The 26367-nt window shown below is 44.2% G+C and carries 22 protein-coding genes, 3 tRNA genes and 1 rRNA gene; 18 read left to right on the top strand and 8 right to left on the bottom strand.

Annotation, left to right across the window (positions count from 1 at the left end):
* Positions 1–17: 17 nt before the first annotated feature.
* Positions 18–92: transfer RNA gene (locus H5T41_03730), tRNA-Glu, on the bottom strand.
* 212 nt (positions 93–304) lie between these two features.
* On the opposite strand from H5T41_03730, the gene H5T41_03725 reads away from it, so the two are divergent.
* Positions 305–832, top strand: coding sequence for a hypothetical protein (locus tag H5T41_03725; GenBank protein ID MBC7107885.1), 528 nt, complete (start codon positions 305–307; stop codon positions 830–832).
* Here the strand turns inward: H5T41_03725 and H5T41_03720 are convergent.
* Complete coding sequence (locus H5T41_03720; GenBank protein ID MBC7107884.1) at positions 801–1601, bottom strand: NAD+ synthase; 801 nt, start codon at positions 1599–1601, stop codon at positions 801–803. The genes H5T41_03725 and H5T41_03720 overlap by 32 nt on opposite strands.
* A gap of 101 nt (positions 1602–1702) precedes the next feature.
* On the opposite strand from H5T41_03720, the gene H5T41_03715 reads away from it, so the two are divergent.
* The 6 genes from H5T41_03715 to H5T41_03690 all read left to right on the top strand — a co-directional run bounded on the left by H5T41_03715 (position 1703) and on the right by H5T41_03690 (position 7202).
* Positions 1703–2509 (top strand): carbon-nitrogen hydrolase family protein, encoded by an 807-nt coding sequence (locus H5T41_03715; protein ID MBC7107883.1) that lies wholly within the window; start codon positions 1703–1705, stop codon positions 2507–2509.
* A 45-nt stretch (positions 2510–2554) separates the two neighbouring features.
* Positions 2555–3787 carry a cation:proton antiporter gene (locus H5T41_03710; GenBank protein ID MBC7107882.1) on the top strand — a complete coding sequence of 411 codons (1233 nt, stop codon included), beginning with the start codon at positions 2555–2557 and terminating at the stop codon, positions 3785–3787.
* On the top strand, positions 3784–5124 hold the full coding sequence (locus H5T41_03705; protein ID MBC7107881.1) for an NAD-binding protein: 1341 nt from the start codon (positions 3784–3786) through the stop codon (positions 5122–5124). The genes H5T41_03710 and H5T41_03705 overlap by 4 nt, the downstream gene beginning before the upstream one ends.
* A 73-nt stretch (positions 5125–5197) precedes the next feature.
* A tRNA-Ser gene (locus tag H5T41_03700) sits at positions 5198–5299 on the top strand.
* 384 nt (positions 5300–5683) lie between these two features.
* A complete protein-coding gene (locus H5T41_03695) occupies positions 5684–6181 on the top strand; it encodes a hypothetical protein (protein MBC7107880.1) in 498 nt (165 codons plus the stop codon).
* 1 nt (position 6182) lies between these two features.
* Positions 6183–7202: a homoserine dehydrogenase gene (locus H5T41_03690; protein ID MBC7107879.1), complete on the top strand. Its 1020-nt coding sequence runs from the start codon at positions 6183–6185 to the stop codon at positions 7200–7202.
* Between the two features lie 743 nt (positions 7203–7945).
* Here H5T41_03690 and H5T41_03685 read toward each other — a convergent pair.
* Both H5T41_03685 and H5T41_03680 read right to left on the bottom strand, forming a co-directional pair.
* A complete protein-coding gene (locus H5T41_03685) occupies positions 7946–10486 on the bottom strand; it encodes a PAS domain S-box protein (GenBank protein ID MBC7107878.1) in 2541 nt (846 codons plus the stop codon).
* A 316-nt stretch (positions 10487–10802) separates the two neighbouring features.
* The gene (locus tag H5T41_03680) at positions 10803–11099 is read right to left on the bottom strand and encodes a recombinase family protein (GenBank protein ID MBC7107877.1); all 297 of its coding nucleotides are present in this window, start codon (positions 11097–11099) and stop codon (positions 10803–10805) included.
* 344 nt (positions 11100–11443) lie between these two features.
* On the opposite strand from H5T41_03680, the gene H5T41_03675 reads away from it, so the two are divergent.
* The 5 genes from H5T41_03675 (at position 11444) to H5T41_03655 (ending at position 14519) form a co-directional block, all read left to right on the top strand.
* Complete coding sequence (locus H5T41_03675) at positions 11444–12382, top strand: hypothetical protein (GenBank protein ID MBC7107876.1); 939 nt, start codon at positions 11444–11446, stop codon at positions 12380–12382.
* Positions 12383–12422: 40 nt separating this feature from the next.
* Positions 12423–12896, top strand: a complete 474-nt coding sequence (locus H5T41_03670; GenBank protein ID MBC7107875.1) for a hypothetical protein — start codon at positions 12423–12425, stop codon at positions 12894–12896.
* Positions 12896–14008: a hypothetical protein gene (locus H5T41_03665; GenBank protein MBC7107874.1), complete on the top strand. Its 1113-nt coding sequence runs from the start codon at positions 12896–12898 to the stop codon at positions 14006–14008. The genes H5T41_03670 and H5T41_03665 overlap by 1 nt, the downstream gene beginning before the upstream one ends.
* Before the next feature lie 100 nt (positions 14009–14108).
* Entirely contained in the window at positions 14109–14282 is a 174-nt protein-coding gene (locus tag H5T41_03660) for a hypothetical protein (GenBank protein ID MBC7107873.1), read from the top strand.
* 36 nt (positions 14283–14318) lie between these two features.
* Entirely contained in the window at positions 14319–14519 is a 201-nt protein-coding gene (locus H5T41_03655) for a hypothetical protein (protein ID MBC7107872.1), read from the top strand.
* A 1261-nt stretch (positions 14520–15780) separates the two neighbouring features.
* Here H5T41_03655 and H5T41_03650 read toward each other — a convergent pair.
* A complete protein-coding gene (locus tag H5T41_03650; protein ID MBC7107871.1) occupies positions 15781–16224 on the bottom strand; it encodes a ferritin-like domain-containing protein in 444 nt (147 codons plus the stop codon).
* Positions 16225–16664: 440 nt separating this feature from the next.
* Entirely contained in the window at positions 16665–17303 is a 639-nt protein-coding gene (locus H5T41_03645) for a metallophosphoesterase family protein (protein MBC7107870.1), read from the bottom strand.
* A 187-nt stretch (positions 17304–17490) separates the two neighbouring features.
* Between H5T41_03645 and pyrG the strand changes: the two genes are divergently transcribed.
* The 3 genes from pyrG (at position 17491) to H5T41_03630 (ending at position 21053) form a co-directional block, all read left to right on the top strand.
* Positions 17491–19095 (top strand): CTP synthase (glutamine hydrolyzing), encoded by a 1605-nt coding sequence (gene pyrG / locus H5T41_03640; protein MBC7107869.1) that lies wholly within the window; start codon positions 17491–17493, stop codon positions 19093–19095.
* Positions 19096–19201: 106 nt separating this feature from the next.
* Positions 19202–19831 carry a translation initiation factor IF-2 subunit beta gene (locus H5T41_03635; protein MBC7107868.1) on the top strand — a complete coding sequence of 210 codons (630 nt, stop codon included), beginning with the start codon at positions 19202–19204 and terminating at the stop codon, positions 19829–19831.
* A 310-nt stretch (positions 19832–20141) separates the two neighbouring features.
* Positions 20142–21053 (top strand): hypothetical protein, encoded by a 912-nt coding sequence (locus H5T41_03630; GenBank protein ID MBC7107867.1) that lies wholly within the window; start codon positions 20142–20144, stop codon positions 21051–21053.
* 284 nt (positions 21054–21337) lie between these two features.
* On the opposite strand, the gene H5T41_03625 is transcribed toward H5T41_03630, so the two are convergent.
* A 16S ribosomal RNA gene (locus H5T41_03625) occupies positions 21338–22811 on the bottom strand.
* A 70-nt stretch (positions 22812–22881) separates the two neighbouring features.
* On the opposite strand from H5T41_03625, the gene H5T41_03620 reads away from it, so the two are divergent.
* Entirely contained in the window at positions 22882–23058 is a 177-nt protein-coding gene (locus H5T41_03620; GenBank protein MBC7107866.1) for a hypothetical protein, read from the top strand.
* 277 nt (positions 23059–23335) lie between these two features.
* Positions 23336–23441: transfer RNA gene (locus tag H5T41_03615), tRNA-Ser, on the top strand.
* Between the two features lie 29 nt (positions 23442–23470).
* On the opposite strand, the gene H5T41_03610 is transcribed toward H5T41_03615, so the two are convergent.
* Positions 23471–24751 (bottom strand): (Fe-S)-binding protein, encoded by a 1281-nt coding sequence (locus H5T41_03610; GenBank protein ID MBC7107865.1) that lies wholly within the window; start codon positions 24749–24751, stop codon positions 23471–23473.
* Positions 24752–25020: 269 nt separating this feature from the next.
* Here H5T41_03610 and H5T41_03605 point away from each other — a divergent pair, with 269 nt between their 5' ends.
* Complete coding sequence (locus tag H5T41_03605; GenBank protein MBC7107864.1) at positions 25021–26277, top strand: tRNA (N(6)-L-threonylcarbamoyladenosine(37)-C(2))-methylthiotransferase; 1257 nt, start codon at positions 25021–25023, stop codon at positions 26275–26277.
* Positions 26278–26367 lie beyond the last annotated feature (90 nt).

Here is a 26367-nt window from a genome sequence, read left to right as displayed (position 1 = left end):
CTAGACATGAACGGAAGTGCTCCCGCCGGGATTTGAACCCGAGTCGCGGGCTCGAGAGGCCCGCATGATTGACCGGACTACACTACGGGAGCACTTAAGCGCCAATAAGATGGTCTTTATTAAAACTTTTGATAATTCCAATAGTGCTATTAATGAAAGTTGGATACAGCTTATTTGAAATTTTGAATTTTAGATTGCGATCACCTATTGCGATATAAAAGAATGCTGAATCCTCATTTATCTCGAAGTTCCCGATATTTGAATGCAAATATTTCTTATTATATAGACACATAGCACGCTGGCGATGAACTCAAGTCACCGATTCTATTACAGTAAGAAGTCGCATATCCTGGATCTTTTAATAATACTTTTTGCCGAAGTATTAATTCTCTTTCTTATACTAGTTCTCGTCGGCATCGATTTTGTCATTCTTTCTGCGGTTCTGTTTCTCGAGGCGGCTGTTCTTTTCTTATTCGGAGTAACGCCATTGTTAACATACCACGAGATTCTCGACGATCAACTTTTTCTCAGGGTAGGTTGGATTTTTAGAGCAAGTATCCCTATTGCAAACATTGAACGCGTTGAGCGAATTGAAAGGGGCCCGATCATCAGAACTGGTGTTTTCTTCAGGCTCAGCAGCCCTGAGCTATTTATTACATCAAGGGGATACGATTTGATCGGTATCAAACTCAGAGAAAAACAAAGATTTCCATGGGCGTTGGGGAAGAAGGCCGACAAGATCATCTTCGATGTTCTTGATGCTGACACTCTCATTAATCTGTTGGAAACACGGTTGAAATCTATTCACGCCAATCGAGTCCGAGAGTCCTAATTCCAATCTTTGGAATCAAGGGCATCTTTCTCTTATGAACAGTCGACCTATGCATTCTCCAGACTCGTTCAATTACATTTATTGGCAGCCCGGTCCTTGCAGCAATCTCATCGTTCGACAAGTTCATTTCAAAGCCTAGCAAAATCTGATCGAGATCAGCGTAAGAGATCCCAATCTCTCCTTCATCAGTTTGTCCAGACCACAATCCTGCAGTTGGTGTTTTCTCAAGAATATTCTTTGGAATACCTATCCTTCTTGCAAGCTCTCTCACCTGTGTCTTGTAAAGATCGCCGATCGGGCAGTAATCAGAACCACCATCACCGAATTTCGTGAAATAGCCGATCAAAAGCTCGCTCTTGTTGCTCGTCCCCATGACGATCCTCTTTCGGAGGTTCGCTTCATGGTAAAGAACAATCATTCTGCAACGTGCCATGATATTACCAATCAATTCTTTCTTGTTTAGATCGGAAAGAATCTTTTCAAATCCTTCAATCGCGGGTGAGATATCAACAATCTTCAATTCCATATTGAAGTTTTTGCAAAATTCAATCACATCCTGTTTGTCCGAAGGCGGTGAAATCTTGGTAGGCATGAAGAGATTGAGAACTTTTTCTGGACCAATTGCATCGGCGCACAACTTCGAAACGACCGCTGAATCAATACCACCACTCAATCCAACGACCACACCGTTTCCACCACTTTCTTCAACCTTTTGCTGGATGAAATCCTTTATGATCAGCTCAGCATCCTCAGCGAGTTTCGGTCGCATTGACCTTGTAACGTGAATTCCGATAAATAAGTGCTTTCAAAAAAGCAGGGCAAACAATCAAAAAGATGATATGGGCTCAATTTGATTCCCGAACCGGAAAAATGAAAATCGTATTGGCTCAAGTCGCTTCCTGTATAGCAGACAAAGCAGAAAACATTCGAAGAATTAAAAAGGTCGTCGGGAAAGTTGAAGCAGATCTCGTCGTGTTCTCAGAGATGTTTCTTACGGGGTATATGTGCAGGGATTTGTTTTTTAAAGTTGCTGAGGGAACGGAAGGAGAAAGCGTTAGAAAGATTGAAAGGATCGCGGAAGAGCATGGTTGTAGTATTCTATTTGGGATGCCCGTGCTGGACGACCGAGTTACATCGTTAGTCACAAACAGCGCAATTCTCGTCTCCCCAGATGGATCCGTGCAAAGGTATGATAAACTCTCCCTTGCGAATTTTGGGCCCTTTGAGGAGAAACTTTACTTTTGTCCCGGTAGCGCTCCGAGATTATTCGAGTTCAATCACGTGAAAATCGGACCGATCATCTGTTATGATATTTTCTTTCCAGAAATTTCAAAATATTACGCGACTCTCGGGGCCGAGGTCATTATTTGTATCGCAGCTTCCCCTTCTACCTCAAAACCTTACTTCGAACGAGTCATCCCAGCGAGGGCGATCGAGAATACGACATATGTTGTTTATGTCAATCAGGTGGGAACGCAACTGAACCAGGTATTTTTTGGAGGAAGCCAGGCAGCGAATCCTCGGGGCGACATAATCGTCAGAAACAAGTATTATGAAGAAGATATCACTGTTGTTGAAGTTGATCCCGCCGAAATTCGTCTCGCCAGGCAAATGCGTCCAACCTTACGCAATACGTTTGAATTGAGCAACATTCTCTATTCGTCTCTTTCAGAATAATTTCGTTTAGACTAAGAAACATTTCATTAAGCGAGGAGATAATCCATGATTGAGGAGTATTACTCACTAGTCATAATCGCTCTCATCGCGTTTATCACACCTCTTTTATTAACGCGAACAGGAATTCCTGTTGTCGTCGGAGAAATCTCTTTTGGGCTTATTGTCGGTGTCATGCTCTATATTTGTGATACTTTCTTTGGTGCTAGGCCTCTCATCTTTGGTCCTTCGGTTCAATTTCTTGCTACAATCGGTCTCATCTTCCTAATGTTTCTCTCAGGTCTCGAGATAGATTTTGGTCAGATCGAATCAGCAGGGTTGAAGGGATTTCTAATTGGTACAATTATCTTTGAACTTACTCTCATCTTAGCTCTTCCCTTAGCCTCCCTCTTCATCAAAATGATGAATTTGAACGTTGAACCTTTTTACATGGCCATTATCCTTTCGACAACATCGGTTGCTGTTGTACTGTCGGTTATCCGCGAAATGAAGATCTCTAGGACATCCTTTGGACAGCGAATTCTCGTTATAGCGCTGATTTCGGACATCGGCGCGATGCTTCTTGTGACGATCTATGCGATCAGGATACAGGTCATTCAATTCGCGGATTCCTTGTTTGGTTCTATATCAATAATCATACTGTTCATGATTTTTCTGACATTCTTATTGATTTACAAGATCGGTTCACTTGCGATCTGGCATCATCCAGACATACTCAAAAAATTCTTCAAATCTGATGATCCTCATGAGATTGGCATTCGAGCATCACTTGCAATTATCTTCATTTTCGTCGCAATTGCGGGGATCGTCAAATCAGAAGCAATGGCAATTCTCGGTGCATTTCTGGCCGGTGCGGTGATTTCCCTCCTGTTCCAGGAAGGTGCATTGCTGACGAAAAAATTATATGGGATTGGATACGGGTTTCTTATCCCGATCTTTTTCATCAATCTTGGTGCTACCTTTGATTTCGACGCAATTCTCAACGTTAATGCGCTTGCCCTGCTTCCATCTCTTCTTCTCATCGCGATCGTTGCGAAGATAATTCCATGTATTGTTCTCTCGAAGAGAAGCGCTATGAAGGGCAATCTTGCCACCGGAGTCCTTTTGACTGGCGGTTTGACGCTCATGATCGCCGCCTCTGAGATTGGACTGCGACTAGGGATTCTGGATCGTATGACTTACTCGATGATTATACTTGTGGCAATTATCCTCGCCGTTCTTTCCCCTACGCTTTTCAAATATCTTTTCAAGAAATTCGGAATTGGGGGTGAAGTGCGATGAAAATTCTCCTCTTGGGATCTGGAAAAGTTGCTGAGTTTCTAGCGCGTTCGATGCAAAACATCATCATCATTTCCAACGACTCTGATGTTGTTAATGATTTGAAGAATTTATTGCTAGAATCGCAGATCATTTATGGAAAATGCGATGACGAGGAGACCCTTCAGCAGGCGGGAATTCAAGACGCCGAGGTAGCGATCATCGCATTTGAGGATGATGATGAAAATCTAAGGATTGCGAATTTCATAGAGCGGTTCTGTCCAAGAAAGATCCTCATCGTTGTAAAGGATCCATCAAGAATTTCAGCCTTCCAGAAATATGGTGTGGAAAGTGTTATCTGTCCGCTGGTAGAAACAATCAAGAGAATTGAGAATCTGATCTATCCACAATCGCAGAGAGTTTCGGAAATCATCGTTCTCGAGGAATCTGAGCTTGTTGGCCGAAAATTGATGGATCTGGATCTACCAGCAAACACATCGATCATCGGCGTTCTGAGAGGACATCATCTGATTGCAGCGGAAAAAGACTTAACACTTCAAAAGGGAGATCACATTATACTCTGCACGCTTGGTGTTTTGCCTCCAGTCATGGAAGAAAAACTATTTGGGAAGGGAAGAAAACCAAAGCCTTTTGCGAAAGTTGTCGCCATAATCGAGGATAAATACGATCTCACCAGCGTGCTCTCCGAAGCGAGTTATCTCGCTCATTATACGGGATCAGAACTGGTCGTGGCATCAACGGATCAGAAGATTGCCCAGAAGGCAATCGATGGTCTCAAAGATTCTGGCACCGACTGCACGACAATAATTCTCGAGAAATCCAATGCGATCCAATCGTTCCTTCACGATTCAGCAATATCGAAAAGTGAGGCATGCCTTGCTATTCGGCCAAGTGATCTATTCTTTAGGGAACTGAAAAGGTTGCCAGATAATCGAATTTCTTCTTCTGGTGTTCGAGTGATACTTCTCTGCAAAGGTCTGTTTCCATACAGAAAGATTCTCACTTTATTCGACGGCTCAATGGAATCGGAAAAATGCCTTGATCTCTCTATCAGAGTGGCGATTAACCTTAATTCGGGATTGCACATCATTTTGCCATTTGACATGAGACATGAGATCGAGGACAAACTTCTGTATTTGAAGAGACTTGGAAGAATGTATGGCGTTGAAGTTAATGAAGAACCTGTCGAGGGAAATATCATGATCGAAATTGTCAGCAGGGTCAGATCGGGAGAATTTGATTTATTCGTATATGCGATTAATTCAAGGGCCATCAAGAAAGACATCCTGAATCGCATTTTCACCGAAGCGCCGATTAGCGTTATGATCGTGACGGGATAAATCTCAGATATTTTTTCAGATTCCTTCAAGAAGCAAATTTTAAATGTTGAAAGGCGGTAAGGAGCTGGCAAGTGCCGAGGTGGCCCAGTCCGGTAAGGCGCGAGCCTGGAGTCGACAATCTGACGGGGAGCTCGTGGCGCTATGCGCCTCGGGAGTTCAAATCTCCCCCTCGGCGCTTATCATAATTTGTTTTCTCATAACTCAGAAACTAACTGTTGTTACTCGTCGATGGGGGCGAAGGGATTAAAATTATTGTAGATATAGATCGCCTCTTTAGATTTGGATTTCTCAAGATATCACTCTTAACCGGGTCGAGTTTCATCTCCTAAGTATATATGATTAACCAAGAATCTTCTTGAAAAGCTATGGTGCAAGACAAACTGGATATTGCGAAAAATTGGGATCTATAGACTGGATTTTACGCAGAGAACATATTTTCTTCATATGTAGAGATTAATTCAATAAAAGGTTAAAAAATGAGACATTTTCCAGAGAGAATGCTATATAGTATCACGCAGCGATACACCTCGCGAAATGCCAATCTATTGGAGGTTTACTATTGAAAGTTAATGTCGATCTTCGTCTCAAGGATGTCCCAGGTCAGCTTGTTCTTGCACTTGAACCGATTTCAGCTAACGGAGGAAACATCGTGGGGGTGGTTCATCACAGGGATGTCGTCGTGGGTGGGCACATCACTGTGAACGTGACTTTCGAGATCAAATCAGAGAAAATCCTTGAGAGAATTCTTGAAACTTGGAAAGAAAGGGAAATAGACGTTGCTCGTTTGGGCTCGATCTATGAGACCATTTCAATCGAGTATCTTCTCGTTGGTGATATCAGTACAGGTGAATTGAATGACATTGTCAAAGAGATCGAGTCGATGGAGGACCTTGAATCGATCAATATCCGCTATTCAGTTTCACATCTTTCGAATGGAAAGGCAGCGTTTCTCATTGGAAAAGTGAGGAAACGCGAGACTTCGGAGAAGATCGAAGAATTGCTCAATATGAAAGCGCAGGAACGCGGATTCCTCGTAATTAGGAGTCTGGAGGATTAACATGGACATTTTCATAGCTGGTTTTGGAACGGTGGGTCAGGGTGTGGCAGAAGTCATTAAGGAGAGAGCTGCTTGGTTTGAAAGAAGATTCGGCGAGTGCGTAAGAATCGTCGGCGCTCTCGATTCATCTTCTCTCGAGTTTTCAAGCAATGGCCTGGATCCAGAAGTCCTTATACGTAGGAAAAAGATGACAGGCAATGTCGGTACGATCAAGCTGAAAGATGAGTCTTATCACATTCTTCGTCAATTCGATTATGATGTATTAGTGGAAGTCACGCCAACGAACATTTTAACCGGGGAACCCGGCTATTCGAACATTCTCACAGCCATGGAATCAGGTAAGGATGTTGTCACTTCAAACAAGGGCCCGCTGGCACTCAAATTCTCAGAACTTATCAGAACTGCCGAAAAGAATCAGGTACAGCTGAGGTTTGAGGCGACAGTTGGTGGAGCGACGCCAGTGATCAATCTTTCGAGGGAGCTTTTAATGGGGGAGAGGATCAGTTCCATCCGGGGCATTCTCAACGGGACCTGTAATTTCATTCTGCACCGCATGAGGGAGGAAGGATTGCCGTTTGCTCAAGCGTTGAAAGAGGCGCAGGAAATCGGTATCGCTGAGAGAGATCCGACATACGATGTCGAAGGTGTTGACAGCGCCTGCAAAGCTGCGATCCTGGCGAATGCAATATTCGGCCTCGACAAAACATACAAGGATGTGAAGCGAAGGGGAATCAGCGGGATCACGGAGGATGCAATAGCCCTTGCTGCGGAAGAAAGGAAGGTCATCAGATTGATTGCAGAAATCTCCAGCAAGCGTCTGGAAGTTTCTCCGCGGTTAGTTCCTGTTGGACATCCTCTGAGTATAGGTGGCACATTGAATATCATCCAACTTTCAACCGACCTTGCGGGAGAGATTACGGTGGTTGGAAGGGGGGCGGGCAAGTTTGAAACGGCGAGCGCGATTCTCAGTGATCTAGTCGCGTTGCTAAAACACAAGTTGACTCACGGAAAGTCCGGTTGATCATTTTTGTCCATAATCGATATATGCGATCTCGGCTCTTTTCCCGCGTTTGCTTGTAAAGATCATGCGTATTCTCCCTGACTTTTCGAACGTACTTGACTCTTCTTACTTCCATTTACTGATTCAAATTCAAGGGTTTCGTATTTTTTATTTGTATTGTAGATCCAGGGGACAAATCGAAAAGAAATGAGATCATTTTGAGTCTTCTTCCTCGTTGTCCTTTTTAAAAAATTCCATTCAATAAGGGGACTGAGATGGAGTGAAATTTGGATTTATCATACTAATTGCGAAAGCCTGCCTCGGTGACCAAAATAATCGAAGAAATGCCTCGTGCTGGTGGAATTTAGTGATAGCATGATACTGATTGCCGTTTTCCCTCTCTGTAATTACCCTACGCATCACTTCGCGTCATGCCGTTCTTACAAACTCATCCAAATCGTTCTCTCCTTTTAATCGAATTTCTTATTCGCGTGCCCTTTTTCGTTCCACATTTCCGTGACAGACGATTTTGATCTCATAGAACCAGAAATGAACGCAAGTGCCGTTAAAGTGATTATGACCGAAGATTCCGAAGTTCACGATCCTGCTGGTGTCTTTCGGTATCGGCGGTAGGCTGTGTACCCTCTACAATAATACCGACGAAAATACTGATCACGAAGAGATACAAGCTAAATTACACATATCATATCGATACGAAATATTCAATTTTGACTGGCATTATCTAAGGGAATCCAAGACAACCTTCATTTGCTCAAAAATCTGTAATTGCCTTCTGGGACGAAGATCTCGAACCGAGCGCCTTTTCCCTCCTCCCCCGTCTCCTCGATCGTCATGTCTGTGAGGGATAAGATCTCGCGAGCAAAATGTAGCCCGTGGGCTCCTCTCCCGCTCAATTCGAAAATGGCGGATTTGAGGTTCTTGGGTATGCCGATCCCGTCGTCTTCGTACACGATCGCCATACCCTTATCTATCATTCGAGCGTACACCCGGATCAGGCTGACCTTCTTCCCGTGCACGATCGAATTGTGCAACAGGTTGTAGAATACCCTCCCGACTAGGGGGTCGGCAAGTATTTCGAGTCCTTCCAAATCCACTTCGAGGGATATACCCTCGAGACCGATGTCTTCGGCTGCCTTTTTGAGAATCTTCTCTACATAGATCCATTCTGGCTCTTTCGTTCCCATTTTCTCGTATTCGCTCTGTGATTTCAGAATTCGCTCTATGCGCTCGCTTGCGTGCCGCATCTTATTAAGGATTCCTGCGCCCTTTTCATCGGTTATGTGGTTTTTGAGCATCTCCGCATATCCTCCCAATAATGTGAGCTGGTTGAGGATGTCATGCCTGATCACACTGCCGAGAATGTAGAGCTTCCTGTTCGCGAGCCGGAGGGCGTTTTCAACAAGTTTGAGATCGGTTATATCGTTTGCGCTACAAACAAGGTAATTCGTCCTCCCGTCGGGGCCGAGCTTTGGTATTTTTTTGACCCAGAGGAGTCTTTTTCTTCCGTTAAAGTTCGTCAACTGTTCAAACGTCTCGACGGGCCTTCCGCTCTCGAAAGCCGCTCTATTCGACCTAATGCACTCCTCCGCCTCGCGCGGAGGACGCACTTCGTATAGTTTCTTTCCCCACAAATCCTCTTTTTTGAGCCCGAGGAAATCTGCGAATGCCCTGTTGACTTTCCCGTATGTCTCGGGATCAGCTGCGTACCAAACCATCGTGTCGATGCTGTCGAGAAGCAGCTCCTGCTCTTCCTTTTCTTCTCGCAGCAGCGATTGGGCCTTTCTTAATTCAGAAATATCATTGTAAGATGCGACGCTCAATTTGGTGCCGGGAACCATGCCAACCGTCGAGAGGATGTCGTGCGCCTTTCCATTTCTGTCGACGAACTTGAATTCGAATTTTCGGGGTGCCGCTTTTGGATCAATCCCCCGCAAGCGGTGGTACTCCATCATCCTCGGTCTGTCTTTTTCCGACGCGAACTGAGTCCACTTGATCTTGCCCTCGATCTCCTCCTTGGAAAATCCCGAAAGTCTCTCGAATTCCTCATTTGCAAGAACGATTGTCATGTCCTCCTCGACTAGGATCGTCGCGGTCCCTGTGTTTTCGAAGATCGCACGGTACAGCTCCGCTGACCGATGAATTTCTTCTTCTAGTTTCTTGCGTCCGGTTACGTCCCTGAAACTCCATATACGCCCAGCTATTTCGTCGCCTATCATCAAGGGCCGCGAGTAGCGCTCGAAGACCCTGCCGTCTTTGAATTCCAGAATATCGAAGGTCTCGGCAGCGGGATTCCTGTACAGCAAGGACTTCACTTTCGTGGCAAATCCTTCTGGATCTTTAAGCTGGTCTTTGATGAGTTCCAGCCGCTCATCGGCGATCATTGAAGCATATGAGTCAGGAATTTTCCAGAGTTCCAAGAATCTCCGGTTGAACTTGATCGTACGCCCCTGCCTGTCTACGACAAGAAACCCGTCGTTCGTCGACTCGAACACGGCTTCCAAGAGTGAAAATACCCTCGCGTGCATCTCTTCAGATTTCTTGCGGTCTGTGATGTCCCGAACGATGAAGAATTCCGCCGGTCTTTCTTCGTAATCAATCCTTGCGGCGCTGACCACGACTGGCACCTTTTTTCCGCTCTTATGGAGGATGACCGTTTCGAACTCCGAAGGGATTTTTTCACTGGAACCAAACCGACTATAGAAATCGATTAGCTTGGGGAGTTCTTCTGGGGGAATCAATTTCCGCGGGTCGGTCGCAAAGACCTCCTCGATGGTATAACCGACCATATTGGCCATTTGGGCATTGAGGTACTTGATCTTCGCGTCCTGAACGACGACGATGCCGTCCTTTGCAAGTTCGACAAGGTTGCGGAACTTTTTCTCGCTCTCTCTGAGAGCGCGCACCGCCCGCCCCTTTTCCCTTGAAAAATTGATTAGATTACGCAATTCGGCGAGCTGTGACCTTAGATCACCGCCTTTCTTAAGGTAAAAATCTGCACCACTGTTGAGCGCTTCTATGACGACTTCTTCCCTTCCCCGTCCTGTGAAAACGATGAAGGGCGTATCGTCACCCTTTTGTCTCAGCGTTTTAAGTAAATCGATGCCGGTCATTCCTGGCATCACGTAGTCGGAGACGACGACGTCGAACTCCTTTTCCTGAATTATTCGAAGAGCGTCCTCCGCGGACAAAACGGTTTCGACGGTGCAATCGCCGGTCCCCTCCAAAAAAGTCTTGACTATTTCGAGCATGCCTGGCTCGTCATCCACATAGAGGATCCTCGTCATTCGCCTCCTCTGGAATATGCAAGACTATTTGATCACCACGAATCGCGAAATAAATATGTTTTGAAATGATTATCTGTTTTGATAATGAAAAACTGGCCATGTTGGCATATTTCCGCGGTTATGCGTTTCCTAATCAGACAAGGCCTTCTAGAGGATAAGAAATGGGTCTACCACTATTAACCTGTCGAACCGCGCTAATGCTCCGTTGAACCGGAAAGTTTGCGAGAGTTTAGGACGATCTAAACAAGCTTGGCTTGATTGCCAGAAAAAGAACTCTTTTTCGTCCTATCGGTTTTCTCCCCTTTATTTTAATACTCTAGGCCCCTCTCCTTTTGTTACACTTGTTCTTGCCCTCGCCCGCATCGATGCGGCAGGACTCGCAATCTTCATTGAGGATCCTTGAGACGGTCGTATGCGAGACCTTCAATTCCTTCGCGATTTGCCTATAACTCAATCCTTTTAAACGAAGTTCGAGGATTTTTTTCACATCGACCGATGTCTTTGGCCTTCCCAATCTTTTCCCCTCCTTCTTTGCCTTCTTCAGCCCGTCCATTACCCTTTCCCTGATGAGCTCGCGCTCGAATTCCGCCAGAGCCACCAGTATGTGGGTCATCAAGCGGCTGACGGCGCTGTTTGTCTCGACCAGCTGATTGATGCCGTCGTTCTAGGAGTTAATTTTATCCAGTTCGCCAGCGCGACTACGCGATATATATTAATTGGGCTGAGGTCATTCGGTAAATAGCTTTGAGAAAAATAAAATCATGGTCCAAAAGACAATTTGAAAGCTATCGCCACTGATAACGAGCCAATTGCTCACTACCCTCTTCTCTTATTCTATTTAGCTAATAAGAGTCTTTTCTATGCCATGAGGGGACTTGCAAGAGATTCACCTGGAAGATTAATATTCTATATGTGAATTCTCTATGTGAAACTGTCATATTGATTCATGGTGAGGAAATGATCTATGAGATCGAGATGATATCTCCCGAAGAAAAAGATAGACTTTACGAGCAATATCAAGATAGATTCTTGTACACGAGGAAAGCAGAAGTTTACGGTTGCTGCATGAAGCTTCTTACAGATCTGGAATATGTGAAAGACAGGTGGGAAGACAATTTCTACACGATGAGTGAAAACATTCGATCACACGGTCGTATCATCGTTCTGGAAGAAAAAAGCGGAAAGCCTCTTGTGAAATATGATCCGATGACAAAAACAGCATTTCTTTTCAACATCCAGTATTACGGATGGATTAAGAGCATCACGCTTGCCGTGGCAGGCGATTTGTTAGAAGATCAGCACAGAATTTATCACGTGCATGGTGCCGCGATTGATATCAAAGGGCGGGGTGTTTCAATCATAGCACCATCAAAAACGGGAAAGACAACTCACTCGTGGGGACTTCTGAGGTTACCAGAGGCCCGCCTCGTAACCGATGATTGGTATTTTGTTAGACTATCAACAAAGAGGCCACTTGCTTTTGGCTCTGAGAAGAACTGCTACGCTGAGGCGGATATCGGGCAAGTTTGGACGGAGTATCAACCCCTCATTGAAAGATCGAAATTTGATGACAGGGGGCGGGCTATCGTCAATGTCCGTTGGGTCGTCGGGGATGGCGGAGTCGTTCCGATGACCTCGATTTACTCTATTGTGTTGCTGAAAAGGGACAAGAACGATCCCACAATTATCAAAGAACTCACCCCGGAGGAGGCACTTGATTATCTGCTTTCCAACGATTTGTGTAATCCTCACCAGCTCGTGCGCGATAAAAGAAAAATGAGCATTCGGACGAATTTCTTCAAAAAACTGCTCGAACAATCGGAAGTCTACATGGTCAATACGATACAGACCCCTCAAGAATCCCAGGAAGTCATCCGAAAAGCAGTTCTTCGGTGAAGGTCATTCATGAATAATAATTTGAAGCTATGGTGCTGCTATGAATGTGTTGATTATGATGACTGGTCGAAGCGTCTGGGGCGGATTTAATTCCGTCTGGGCCATGATCCGAAAGTATGGATTTATTCCAGAAACCGTTTATATCCTGACGACGCAAGAAGAAAGTGAAGAAGCTAGCATCTTGGAAAAAATGCTGGCAGTTTTGATAAGGGGATATGGCCTAATTCCTACGATGTCGATCGAGGTCATCAAAGGCGACGAGATAAGAGAAGTTTCTGAAAAGGTAAGGAAAATCGCTACAGAGCATAAAGAAAGAGGAGATAAGATCGCGCTAGACGTGACTCCAGGTAGAAAGATTGTCGTGCTTGGATCGGTCTTCGCTGGATGGAGTAAAGAGATATTTGATCACATTTTTTATTTATATATGGATTCCCTTTTCAACGCGAAAAGACCCTATCTTCTCATTCCCATATCAACGCAACATCTTCACGAAATCATCTCGGAGGTCAAGTGATGGATGCGGTTGCGAGCAAAGATTTTCTGATGGCTGTTATGAACAACGCGCTTTTACAAGAAATTGATAGATTTGTAGTTCATTCGGATTTTCTGGGTTTAGACTTATTGAAACTTGATCTTCGCAAGAAAAAGATAGAGGGCGTGGTAAACAAGAAAGACTTCGATGAGGCAACCTCGAAAATGCGTGGCAAATTGTCAAATGAAGCCCTTAGGGAGGAAATACCAGATTATTCAGATCTGAAAGAGGTTTTTCAGGGATCACTGCACGCGCCATTGAATCTTGAGGATTTGCTGTTTGAGCTCGAAGAGATTGAGAGAAGGATGAGTGACCCTCTGAAGTATCCTCGACTTAAATGCATAGGGCTCGATACGAACATCGCGTACAAAAGGTTACTTAGCAGACTTCGGTTTCACCGCAATTTTCGACGTTTGGATGACAGAAGTAAATCAAAAAATGTCCAAATTCTGGTGCCGATGTTGGTGCATTCAGAGATTTCCACAAGGATCGGCAGAAAATACTCTCAAAAAGAAATTGAGGAAATTGGTAGGGCTATCGACAATCAAAAACTCATGCGGTCATTCTTCAATTGCTGTTATAAGTCCGGTCGCAAAGCGCTCAATGCGCAAACGGAATTGAAGATTCTTAGGGAGCTCTATACATGCTTTGACATTGTAGGCGGTGAATTCTTCGAGGACAGGGAAAAAAGGGATGTTGAGATCGTAAAAGCTCTAGCGAACCATTGTGATGATCAAAAGCTAGATGTTATTTTCTTAACCGCCGATGATAAGTGCAGGGCACATGCTCTTGCACACAAGATCAGCTCATTGTGGATGAACTATCCTCATGATATCCAAAAAAACTGCGAGTTTAACGAGTGGCTCATGGTAGAATTTCTTTATGATCTGGCGGTCGTGTTTGGCATGATCTCACTTCATAATTTGGGCGTGAAAATCATGGGGGATTGGAGTGGGAAGACGACAAATGATTATTATGCGCAAAAAGTGAGGATCATTGTTGAAAAAGGGGCATCTCTTGAAAAAGATCTGGAGCGAGACTTCAAAATTCTTGCTGAACTCATGAGTATATCGGAGGTCAGCAGCATCAATTAGGAATCTCACATGATTACAGCGAAGCAATTGTTCAGGAGTTCAATGATTTTTTTAAGATTCGAATCAAAAAGAGGCAATTTATCATATCAGTTGATATTCAATGCTGCAGCAGGAGCCAGGTAGCATGTATGAAGACGAGAAAGGGAATCTTGAAGAAAAAAGAAAAAGCGAGGGAAGATTTGTTCCCCGCGCTGCGGCGGCAGCGGCAAGAATTAATGAGAAACTCCAGGGAAATTTGGAAAGAATTCTTGCAGATCTGCATCAAAATGTTTGAACTGAAGGCGTTATTTCACAGAAATATAAGCAGCTGATGGCGCTTGCTATTGCGCTTGCAGAAAGAAATGAAGTGCAGATAGCAAATGTACTGGGGGAAAGTGAGAAAAGTTGGTGCAACCAAGGAAGAAATTTACGAAACGTTCAAATTGGCTTTATGGCGTCGAGGCGTACCGATATTCACGCAGACGGAAAGGATACTCAGAAATTTAATGGGAAAGCGTTTTTCAAAAAGTGATGTGATTGACGAATAGCCTATTAGGTCGAGTTCTGGATTGACCTCAAAAGGACCTTACATGAATTTTTATGCGCAGGCATGTTAAAAATCATTGTCCAGCTTGAATTAGTCCATATGATTTTTCTTATTGAAGGATGCGCATCACGCGAGTCATAAATTGCATGGCAGTCTTAGTCTGCTCATCAGTTTTCAGACAATAATCTGGAGTTTTGACATTCCTTTCTTTCCTCACAGTGCAGATTTGGCGTATTCCCAACGCAGATGATAGAAAAGCATGGTGAGGAGTCCCCGAAGAAAAAGATAAAACGGTGGGGAAGTTGGAGAAGGTCCACGGGGACTCCCCAAGATAGAAATATCATAAGAATTAGAAAAAACTTTTGAGAGAAGAACAACAGACTATGGATAACAAGTTTGAATGATCGAATTTTCGGCGCACAAAAACAGTCAAAATCCACTCTAGCTTGCAATAAAAAAACAGGAATTCTCTCGCCGATTTGACTCATTTAATAGCCATGATAATAAAGAACTTTAACAAATCAATTCGTTCTGTTATGAAAATGCTTTTAACTAAAATAGAGTACATTCTTCATTTCAATCTCTCGTTATCTTGGTTTATCCAAATGTTTTTTGAATTCAAAGCTGCAGACGTAATTTGGACATTTTAAGATATGAAATTAGCGACGCCCGATACTCCCATAAATTGAAGAGGAATGTCACTTGGAATTAATACGTTTCGGGATAGTTAATAAAAAAATTTAAAAATAGGAATGCTCTTCCGCGGGAACCTACAGCAAGGTATCATTCATGAAACATTTGAAAAGATATATGCGACGGTTTGTACGAGAGGCGGTAGGATGAACCAAAACGAAAAGCCAATAAATCCTTATGAGATCAAATTCCTTGAAATCATAAAAACAGCCTTAGTTCTTGTTTTTCTGTTCAGCGTCGAATTAGGTCTCGTCATAATCCTGACTTAATTTAATTTCCTGTGAAAAATTGAGTTTTTTCAAAAGGCCAAACAACAAGATCCTCACAATCATGATCTAAACAATAATCAGTGGGGAAGTCAACAGGTTTATAAAAAAACGAAGGGATTCGATAGCAGAATTGATTCTTCTCCGGAGACAAAATCTTCAAATAGCCTTCAATCTCCAAGATGAGATTTCCCGTGGGTTTCCGATCGTTTCAGTCTTCAGATCACTCATGTATGTACAAGATCAATAAAACAAAAATATAAAATGATAAAAAAATAGGACTCAGACTAATAGCTGCTACCTTGTGTTCCAAGCAATAGCTCCAATTCCGTAATGTGTTGCTGCTCTTCCATCAAAATGTGACGGATATCATGTTCAAGCAGATAATCGTAGTATTTAATCTTCTCTTTCTTGAGTTTCTCGAGAATCGCCCTGTATGTATCAACAGCCATTTTTTCATCTTTGAGGTTCTGTTCTAGTATTCCCTTGATGTCCTTTGCAGGATGTGTTTCCGCAGTACCCATGCTTGGGACGCCACCGAGTAATCCTATCAGGGTTCTGAATTTTTCTTGATGGGCTTTCTCATCGTTGGCTATCTCCTTGAGTCGTTCAATTATCGGCTCCGCATTAATCCCGTCAACCACTTCCGCATGACTGAGATACTGCACATAGGCACCGTGCTCCAATTCAAGAGCCTGGTTCAGTAGTTTCAAAATTTCCTCCTTAGACATTCTAAACACCCTTGTACATTATGGAACGATCGAATATATAATTCGATCGCGTTCTCCAACCTCGATTCAACAAATTCTTTTTTTGCGATTTTTCGAGGTTATTTGTGTTTATTTGAGCTCATGATATAAATAACTAGTCTTTAACGCTTGAAAAGCGTGCTTGAAAAATTTGGATTGTTAACTTGTCGTTTCAAAGATTTCATACGATCAACACTTTTCCATTAACTGGCATCGGGATTGTCCATCAGTTTAGGACTCGTGGCACAATACATTGGATCCTCAAGCTGTTTTAAACGGAAAACCACTAAACTTCTTCAATTATCGGCAGACTGAGTATCGAATTAATCATATATGTCCTGTCCAGCGGCTTGATTTTCTAGTTCTCAAATTATTTTTACAGGTGACATTTTGAAGTCGAAACTTATTGATTCAGAGTCTTTTCAAAGAGACAATGCAATTAGTTCCGCTTTAGGCTCATCATCAAGGATCAGCAATGCTGCCCGGGAATCCTTTGCCGCACCTGGATTGACATATAATGTACTGTTAATTCTTTCAATTCCCCAAGCTTCGTGGACGTGACCTGAGAGAACAACCTTCGGCTCAAATTCTTCGACGATTTTCTTAATCGCGGTGCTTCCAACGTGTCTACCGGATGGAACCATATCGTTAATTCCATATGGCGGCGTGTGAGTCACCAAAATCATACCTTTTTCTGAAATCTTCCTCAATTCCTCTTCGATCTCCTCTTCTTGTAATTCAAAAGGTGTGTGGAAAATTGTCGGATTAGATCCCCCGAATCCTACTAAGATTTCGTTTCCCAGTCTGACTTTCTTTGCATGCAAAAGAATGGCCGATCGGTCAATCCATTGGATTACCTCATGCGGATCACAATTGCCTGGAATCGCGTAGGTTGGCGATCTCAGTGAACTCAGAAAATGTCCTGCCCAATCGGCTGGCCCGAATTGCGTGATGTCTCCGAGAACGATGATTCCATCTGCCTTTCTCTCTTCTGTAAGCCTATTTACCCAGCTAATGACGCGTTCACGACCATGAATATCAGATATGACGAGGAACTTCATGTATGCTCACCTGCCGACTCAACACAATTCACGAGGAAATAATGATCTTGAATTTAGTCTCTCTTATTAATCGATTCTTCAATACAGCTCATATAGTATTTTCCCGGAGGGAATCTTGGCCCGAAAAATCCAGGACAGGGCAAAAATTATTATTATTGTAACGGTATCGACCAATCCCGTCGAGAAAATGAAGTACATCTTTGTCACCGGTGGTGTCCTGTCTGGTCTAGGAAAAGGAATTACCGCCTCTTCCATCGGCCGCCTTTTGAAATCACGAGGACTGAATGTCACGGCAATAAAGATCGATCCCTATCTGAACATTGATGCAGGAACAATGAATCCGTTCGAACACGGCGAGGTATTTGTTCTTGAAGATGGAGGGGAGGTCGATCTCGATCTCGGCAATTATGAGAGATTTCTTGATATTGATCTGACAAGCGATCATAATATCACGACTGGCAAAGTTTACAGAGCAGTGATCGATAAGGAGAGAATGGGGGAATATCTCGGAAAAACTGTTCAGATTATTCCGCATATCACGAATGAAATCAAGACACAGATCAGAAGTGTGGCCGAGTCGACTGATGCAGATATTTGCGTTGTGGAATTAGGTGGTACGGTCGGTGACATTGAATCAATGCCTTTTTTGGAAGCGGTCAGGCAAATGAACACAGAACTGGGACGTGGGGAAAACTGTCTCTTCGTGCATACCACACTTGTCCCCGTCCTGGGCACGGTCGGAGAGCAAAAGACCAAGCCAACACAACATTCAGTAAAAGAATTGCGGTCTATTGGTATTCAACCGGATGTCATTGTTGCGAGGTCAACACAGCCACTCGAATACTCAATTAAGAGAAAGATCTCCCTTTTTTGCGACGTTCCACTTGAAGCCGTCATTTCGGCACCCGATGCGAGGTCAATTTACGAGGTTCCGCTAATCCTAGAAGAACAGGGACTTACTGATTTCCTTCTCAAAAGATTAAAACTCGAGCCGAGATCAGAGGATCTGTCCGATTGGAAGGAATTCCTTCAGAAGGTGTTGAATCCTTCGAAGACGATTACAATTGCATGTGTTGGGAAGTACACGCATCTTGCTGATTCTTACATGAGTCATATTGAGGCTTTCCATCATGCAGGGGCCGAAACTGATACAAGGGTCAACCTCGTCTTTATAGACTCTGAAAAAATTGAGGAATCTGGTATTCCAGTAGAATTGACCCAGGCAGATGGTATTCTCATTCCCGGTGGATTTGGAAGTAGAGGGATAATCGGCAAAATGATTGCCGCAAGATATGCGCGCGAGAATAACATTCCTTTCTTAGGCGTTTGCCTCGGTTTCCAGATTGCAACAATTGAGATCGCAAGGAATGTGCTCGGCATTGAAAAGGCACACAGCACAGAATTCGACCCAGAGACATGTGATCCCGTTGTCGATTTGCTACCAGAACAACGGGATATTAAGAGGAAAGGAGCGACAATGCGGTTGGGTGCTCAGCCAGTTGTCCTGCAGGAAGGATCAAAAGCTTTTGAACTGTACGGAAAGACGCTCATTATGGAAAGGCATCGGCACAGGTACGAGGTCAATCCAAAATACATTGACAGATTGGAGAGCTGTGGATGGAAATTTACAGGCAAATCGATCGACGGAAAAAGAATGGAAGTGGCTGAATTTCAGGGTCATCATTTCTTCATCGCATCACAATTCCACCCGGAATTCAAATCAAGGCCTAGAAAACCTTCACCACTTCATCTAGGGTTGGTCAAAGCCGCGCTGAAAAGAAAGTATGCCTGAAGAATTACATTGAAATAAGATCGTTTAATGGCTCGGACAGGTGATTCCAGCGAGCGTTTCTTCCGGCAAAGTTTATATCATTGAAGCCGTTTGGAGGCTCGATAGTATGTCTGATGATGAGTATTTGGCTCTTCTCGAAAGAGCAAAGCAAAAATTGCCAGAGAAGATCGAAAAACATGAGCGATTTTCAGTTCCGGAACCGGATGTATTTCAGGAAGGAAAGACAACGATGATCAGAAATTTCGCTGATATCGCCGATGCGCTTCGTAGAGAACCGACTCATCTTTTGCAGTATCTTCTCAGGGAGCTTGGTGCCCCTGGTTACATTGAGGGAACGAGAGCGGTATTCAAAGCTAAGTTAGCAGAGAACCAGATCTCCGATAGAATCCGCGATTATACAGAAACCTTCGTGCTGTGTTCGGAATGTGGAAGGCCGGATACTCATATCGTAAAAGAAGGGCGCATTCTCCTTCTTGAGTGCGAAGCCTGCGGCGCTCACAGACCGGTCAATGTTAAGAAGGTTACGAAAGTCGATGAAAAGTTGACTTTGAAGGAAGGAGAGATTTACGAGGTGCTGATTGAGGACGTAGGCAGGAAGGGCGACGGGATTGCCAGACTTAATGAATATATCATCTATGTTCCTGGGACAGTTAAAGGAACAAGAACAAAAGTGAAAATTAACAAGGTCGCTGGAAATGTGGCATTCGCCTCAGTTTTCATGGAATCGAATCGATGATCGTTAGAGCACTGGGATGCTAGCTGATTGGTGATTCAATCATTCTCTTTTCATCCTGATTTATCGATTCAATTTGTCGATTCATCCTAGTTCTTGTTAATTAGTCATATTCGTACATACCAGGAATAGAGCTGTGACAGGGATAGTTTAAGAAGATTATGAACCCCTGTTCAACAAGCGCCAAAGCTATGATGATCCAGAAAATTCTTGATGAGTTATCAAACTTTGTTTGCTGAGAGCACTTGTGGATTATTGATTTCCATGTTTTTACCGAAAAATATAGCATAATCATCAGGCAATTAACGAACAGATGAAAGAAAAATCAGCGCCTATCGCAATGGCTATTATCTTTTTATCAATGCAAATTATCGCACTCTTGATCGTACCTCTATTCCCTGCTGAATACAGAGCTTTCAGAGATCCCAATAATCTGAGTAATCCGATTATATATGTAATAATTCTCTTCGCAATGACTGTATTTTTACTGATTTTAATCAAATTTCGCAAGAGGAAGCTGATGAAAGGAATTTTCATGGGTGCCATATTCATTACAATTGCCGCCGTATTCCTTCCAGTATTCTATCAAATCTTTGATGACCTCGATATTTCATTCTTATTTTCAATTATTATAGCCGGAGTGATAATTGGATTGCTTATTGTACGACCAGAATGGTATATCCTCAATGCAGCCGCATTTCTCATGGGTTGTGGTATGACTGCGATGCTGGGAATGTCACTTGGCATACTTCCGTCAATTTTCCTTCTTGTTTTTCTGGCAATTTATGATGCCTTTGCCGTTTACGGAACAAAACACATGATCACTCTGGCAGAAACCGTCATCGCGTTGGACATGCCCGCAGTTTTTATCATGCCGAAACGAGGTGACTTTTCTTTATCATCGTTGAAAAAGAGTTCAACTACATCTGAAGGATCTGAACGCGAAGCTCTTTTCATGGGTGTTGGGGATGCCGTTATTCCAGGCATCCTAATTGTTTCATCCTTCGTTTTTTTACCAGCACAGGTAGGAACAATCACGAACGCTAATCTTCTTGTCTCGATCGGTTCTATGATTGGTGCATTCTGTGGCTTTCTATCACTTGTTTTCCTCACTGAGAAAGGAAAACCGCAGGCGGGGCTGCCTTTTCTTAACAGTGGTACAATTATTGGTTTCATCATTTCCTATATTCTCATCTTCAGGAATTTTGGATTCGGCATGGTGTAGTTAGCGAAATTGAGCCAGCGAAATCTTATCTAAAATCCATGTCGACAGATATTGAAGGAACTCCATAAGGCAGTCTTCATTTATCGCGTCTATTTCGAGATTTTAATAAGACCTCAAATCGACCTATCGCTGCTGTCAATACCCCAATTTTACCAAAAAAAAACGAAGCCAAGTTTCTATATGACGATCTTTCGCCACATCAATAAAAGAATCATGTCGACGTTCGATGTATTTATGGTGCTTGGGATCCTGCTAGGAATTGGTGGGGGGCTTTGCTGCCCCCCTTGCGTAGGAGGTGATCCATCTGCAGGTTCCCCTACAGATACCTTGTTACGACTTAGCCCTCCTTGCTGAATCTCAGTTCGAACCTCCCAAAATGAGAGATCCTTACTGAGACCCAACTCGGGTGGCTTGACGGGCGGTGTGTGCAAGGAGCAGGGGCATATTCACCGCGGGATGTTGACCCGCGATTACTACGGAATCCAGCTTCGTGAGGGCGAGTTACAGCCCTCAGTCCGAACTACGAACGGGTTTCGGGATTGCCTTCACCTCTCGGTGTTGGAACCCATTGTCCCGTCCTTTGTAGCGCGCGTGTAGCCCAGGGGATTCGGGGCATACGGACCTACCGTTGACCTCTCCTTCCTCTGGTTTAGCACCAGCGGTCCCATTAGTGTGCACGCCTTCCGGAGAAGGCGTTAGCAACTAATGGCGAGGGTCTCGTTCGTTATCTCACTTAAGAGAACGCCTTACGGTACGAACTGACGACGGCCATGCACCACCTCTCGGAAAATCTGGCAAGGTCATCAGCCTGGCCTTCATGTAACCGTCGCCCCTGGTGAGTTGTCCGGCGTTGAATCCAATTGAACCGCACGCTCCTCCCGTTGCGGTGCTCCCCCGCCAATTCCTTTAAGTTTCATCCTTGCGGACGTACTCCCCAAGCAGCAGGCTTAACAACTTCTCTCCGGCACTGGGCGCCCTCAAAGGACCCCCAACACCAAGCCCGCAGCGTTTACACCCTGGACTACCGGGGTATCTAATCCCGTTTGCGCCCCAGGGCTTCGTCCCTCACCGTCGGATCCGTTCTAGTCAGACGCCTTCGCCACCGGTGGTCCTTCCAGGATTACAGGATTTTACCCCTACCCCGGAAGTACCTCTGACCTCTCCCGGTCCCAAGTCTCGCAGTCTCCCCGGAATTCGGACAGTTAAGCTGGCCGATTTACCCAGGGATTTACGAGACCGGCTACGGACGTTTTAGGCTCAATAATATCGACCACCACTCGGGCCGCGGGTATTACCGCGGCGGCTGGCACCCGTCTTACCCGGCCCTTACTTCTCCTGCTTTTTAGACAGGAGAACAGCCAACACAATGTGTTGGCACTTGGAATTCCCTCATCGGGATTGCTCCCATTGTGAAGTTTTCGCGACTGCTGCACCCCGTAGGGCCTGGACTCATGTCTCAGAGTCCATCTCTGGGCTCCCTCTCTCAAGGCCCATACCCGTCATAGGTTAGTGGGTCCGTTACACCCACTACAGCCTGATAGGCCGTAGACCAATCCTTGGGCGCCGGAGCTTTCAGCCCAGAAGCATTCCAGCATTCTGGACCTATGGGGTATTAGTCTCAGTTTCCCGAGGTTATCCCCCTCCCAAGGGTATGTTATCCACGTGTTACTGAGCGGTCCGCCGAGTCCCGAAGACTCTCGACTCGCATGTCTTAATCGAATTCCAATAGCGGTGGCCGCCGGCAGGATCAACCGGAATCGATCCATTCGGCAATTACTAACTGCCGCTAAGGATTAAAGGAAATTGGCAGGATCTCCAAGTTTCACCAATGGCAATCTCATTGATTGCCGTACATCGAACGTCGGAACCGAGAGTTCACGTGCAAACGACGGGGATCTCGGTCCCCCATGAGTGTTCACAGCCCTGGATTCGACAGCCTCACAGATGGTCTTTCGACCTCCTCAGCGTCGATTCGCTTGCTGTGGATAAGCGTAGCCCCCTCTAATATCGAGGCCGTATATATGCATTTCGGGACGCCACCTGACTCGTTGCGTCCAATTCTTTTAATCACCAGAGGAAGTATTTGAGTGTTTCTATCCTAAAACAATCTCATTTTTCTTAAAAAAAAAGAAATATTAAATGTGCAACTTTGAACAGTATTGTGCTTCATCTTCTGCAATTACAAGAAACTTGAGTTTCATTCCCCATTTCCATTGGCTAGAGGTCGCCTCAATCATCGCGGCAAAAGAATTATTAGAGTCAAACTTCTTTTGAGGCCTAAAGCGGGGATGGCCCAGCTCGGCAAGGCGATGGATTGCTATCTCGAGGTCGAAAGGGCAAACATCCATTGTCCGAAAGGACTCGGGGGTTCAAATCCCCCTCCCCGCGCTTTTTCTCTCTTGAGAGGTCCTGTGGCATTAATCATAAAAAGTGAAAATAAAAGGTAGTACTCTCCTTATTTCTGTCTCTGTTAAACCATTTTCTTCAAAATTCTCTCTGGATTTTTCTATTATCTCGTCAATATTTTTACATTTCCAATAACTTTCCCATTTATTTTGATATTCTTTCCCTCCCATGGACTCGTTGATCAGGGTTGGAAGATCTTTCAGGAAAAATGAAAATTCGCTCATGTATGGATAAATGGCCATCCTACAGAGCTGACAGATGTTCACCAAATAATCGACTCTGGCTTCCATAGCCTCTTTTGTAAGTGTTTCTCTGAAGATATCTGCCATCTTCTGGGCCATCTGCGGGAAGGTCAGTCTTGGTGTTCCTCCACAACAGATGTTTCTCCCCTTTGTTACTTCTAAATGAGGAATCTTTCTCACGAGTTTCATTTCCCATTCGTTCACCCTGGTGCGCTGACTCATGCAAGACTCGTGTAGGATCACTTTCTTATCCAGAGGTCGGCTTATGCGTATGTTATTTATTCTTTCATACAGGAACTGAGCATAATATTGTATCTCAAAATCCAGATCAAGAAATCGCGGATAGAGTTCAGTGAACATACGGTAACAACCGGCACAGGTAAGTATGACTCTCTTAGGAGAGAATGCCTTCACACTAGCGACAAGTTCCCTGGCCTTCTTTTCGGCTTCTTGAACCTGTCCAGTGGCAGGACCATAGGGGAAACCGCAACATAATTCTCCTCCCCCCAACGCTATGAATTCGACCCCTGTCCTCTCAAAGACATCCAAAAGAGCGAATACGGTGTGAGGAAAGGCGGGAAGGGTACACCCCAGAAAGACCACATTTTCCACTTTTTCTGGGCGGTAAGGCACCTCATTCAACCATCTTCTCTCAGAAGGTCTTATTTGAATGGCTGAAAGAATCCTCCATATGCCAAGGGATTCTTTGATGTATTTAACTGCTTCAGGTATATTTCCTTCTTTAGCCAGTCTGAGTTTTATTGCCTCAAACGCCATTAAAGTATCGAGTCCTTCGGGACAAGATCTTGAACACTTCCCACAGCTTGCGCAACTGAACACTTTGAGGAATACTTCCGTTGAATAGGTTCCGTCTTTCAGAAAATCTATAATCTTCTTGATAATTTCTTTAGGGATTTCATCCTTTAATGGGGTCTGAGAAATTAATGGACAGCATCTCACACAGTCCCCACAAAGTGTGCATTTTTCAATGAACTGATAGGCAACCTTATCATAGAACCTTTCTAGAGAGGTGAACTCTGGTCTAGACATTCTTTCACCTTTCGGATATTTCGCGGTGCTTCCTTCAGGGTGTATTAATCGATTGTGAAATGAGTACTATGCTCCTTAGATACAGTTTACTTGAAGTACGAGTCATGAAACACATTGATATTTCGAGTAAAAATGCTTTATTAGAATCTCAATTAATGGAGTTTAATGTAGAAAAAGTGATCTCGTGCCCGAGAGAGCTATTTACATGATCATTGAGGAGAAAGGATCTTTGAGCAATCAGGATTCTCCATAAGATAATATACCTGAACATGATTGATTCAATCGTGAAGTTCTTCGTTGAAACATACGGTTGCACGATGAACCAAGGCGAAGGAATCGAGCTTTCTGAAAGGCTGAGAGCGCTCGGTCATCAGCCTGTCAGTTCTGCAGATGAGGCAGAGCTCGTTATCCTGAATACATGTACTGTCATCCAGTCTACGCAAACGAAAATTCTGAAGCGCCTGAGAGAGTTGCATCGTTTGGATAAGAATCTCATTGTGTCTGGATGTATGGCTGCAGTTCAACCAGAAATCATAAGGAAGGTTGCGCCCGACGTCACGATTCTGCCACCACAGGAGTATGACTCGTTTCAAGAAGTTATCGCTGAAAACTACGGTCGAATTTCAAGCCAGGAAATCATTCATGATCGGAGGACAACCGCTATTATCCCGATATCTCAAGGCTGCCTGGGTTCGTGCACATACTGCATCACCAGACTTGCACGGGGGACATTAAAGAGTTATGTGCCCGATCGAATTGTCGAGAAGGCGAGGCGATCGATAGAAAGTGGGGCCAGAGAACTTCTTTTGACGGCGCAAGATACAGCGTCGTATGGTTTTGATATCGGCTGCACTTTGAGCGATTTGATTTCGTCTATCGTTCAAATTCCTGGTAAATTTAGGATCAGAATAGGAATGATGAATCCTGAGAGTCTTCAGAAAATCGTAAATGATCTGATTGACTCATGGCAAAGCGACAAGGTCTACAAGTTCCTTCATTTGCCGGTTCAGAGTGGCAGCGAGAGAATTCTCAAGCTCATGGGCCGCAGATACACTGTTGAGCAATTCAGATCGCAGGTGCAACTATTCAGAAATTCTTTTCCTGATCTCACTCTTTCGACAGATGTCATAACTGGTTTTCCTGGTGAAAATGAGATCGACCACAAAATGACAGTTCAATTGATAAAAGAGATCAGGCCAAATATTCTCAACGTTACACGGTTTTCACCTAGACCGGGAACTCCAGCTGCAAGTGCAAGCGATCAGATTCCTTCATGGATATCGAAAGAAAGATCAAGAGAATTTACAAAGCTAAGATTCCAGATTAGTAAGGAGATTTACAAAGCAAAAGAAGGCGCAATCGAAGAGATCTTGATCACAGAAAAGGGAAAGCATGATACACGGATCGGAAGAACGATTTCTTACGCACCGGTGGTAATCAAGGAAGTGGTGGAAGTCGGGAGTTTCGTCAAAGTTAAGATAATCGACTCGGCTCCAACGCATCTCATAGGCGAAATCATTGGTTAAATTCTCCGTTGCTGGAATTAATGGGTGATCCATTTGCCATTTCTCTAATGGAAAAGATGACTCGCTAGTCATGCGATTCGGATTCATAAT

It is taken from the genome of Methanomassiliicoccales archaeon, assembly GCA_014361295.1.
Classification (GTDB): Archaea; Thermoplasmatota; Thermoplasmata; order Methanomassiliicoccales; family JACIVX01; genus JACIVX01.
The sequence above is the reverse complement of the archived record's forward strand: the minus strand, read 5'-3'. Positions and strand labels throughout refer to the sequence as shown.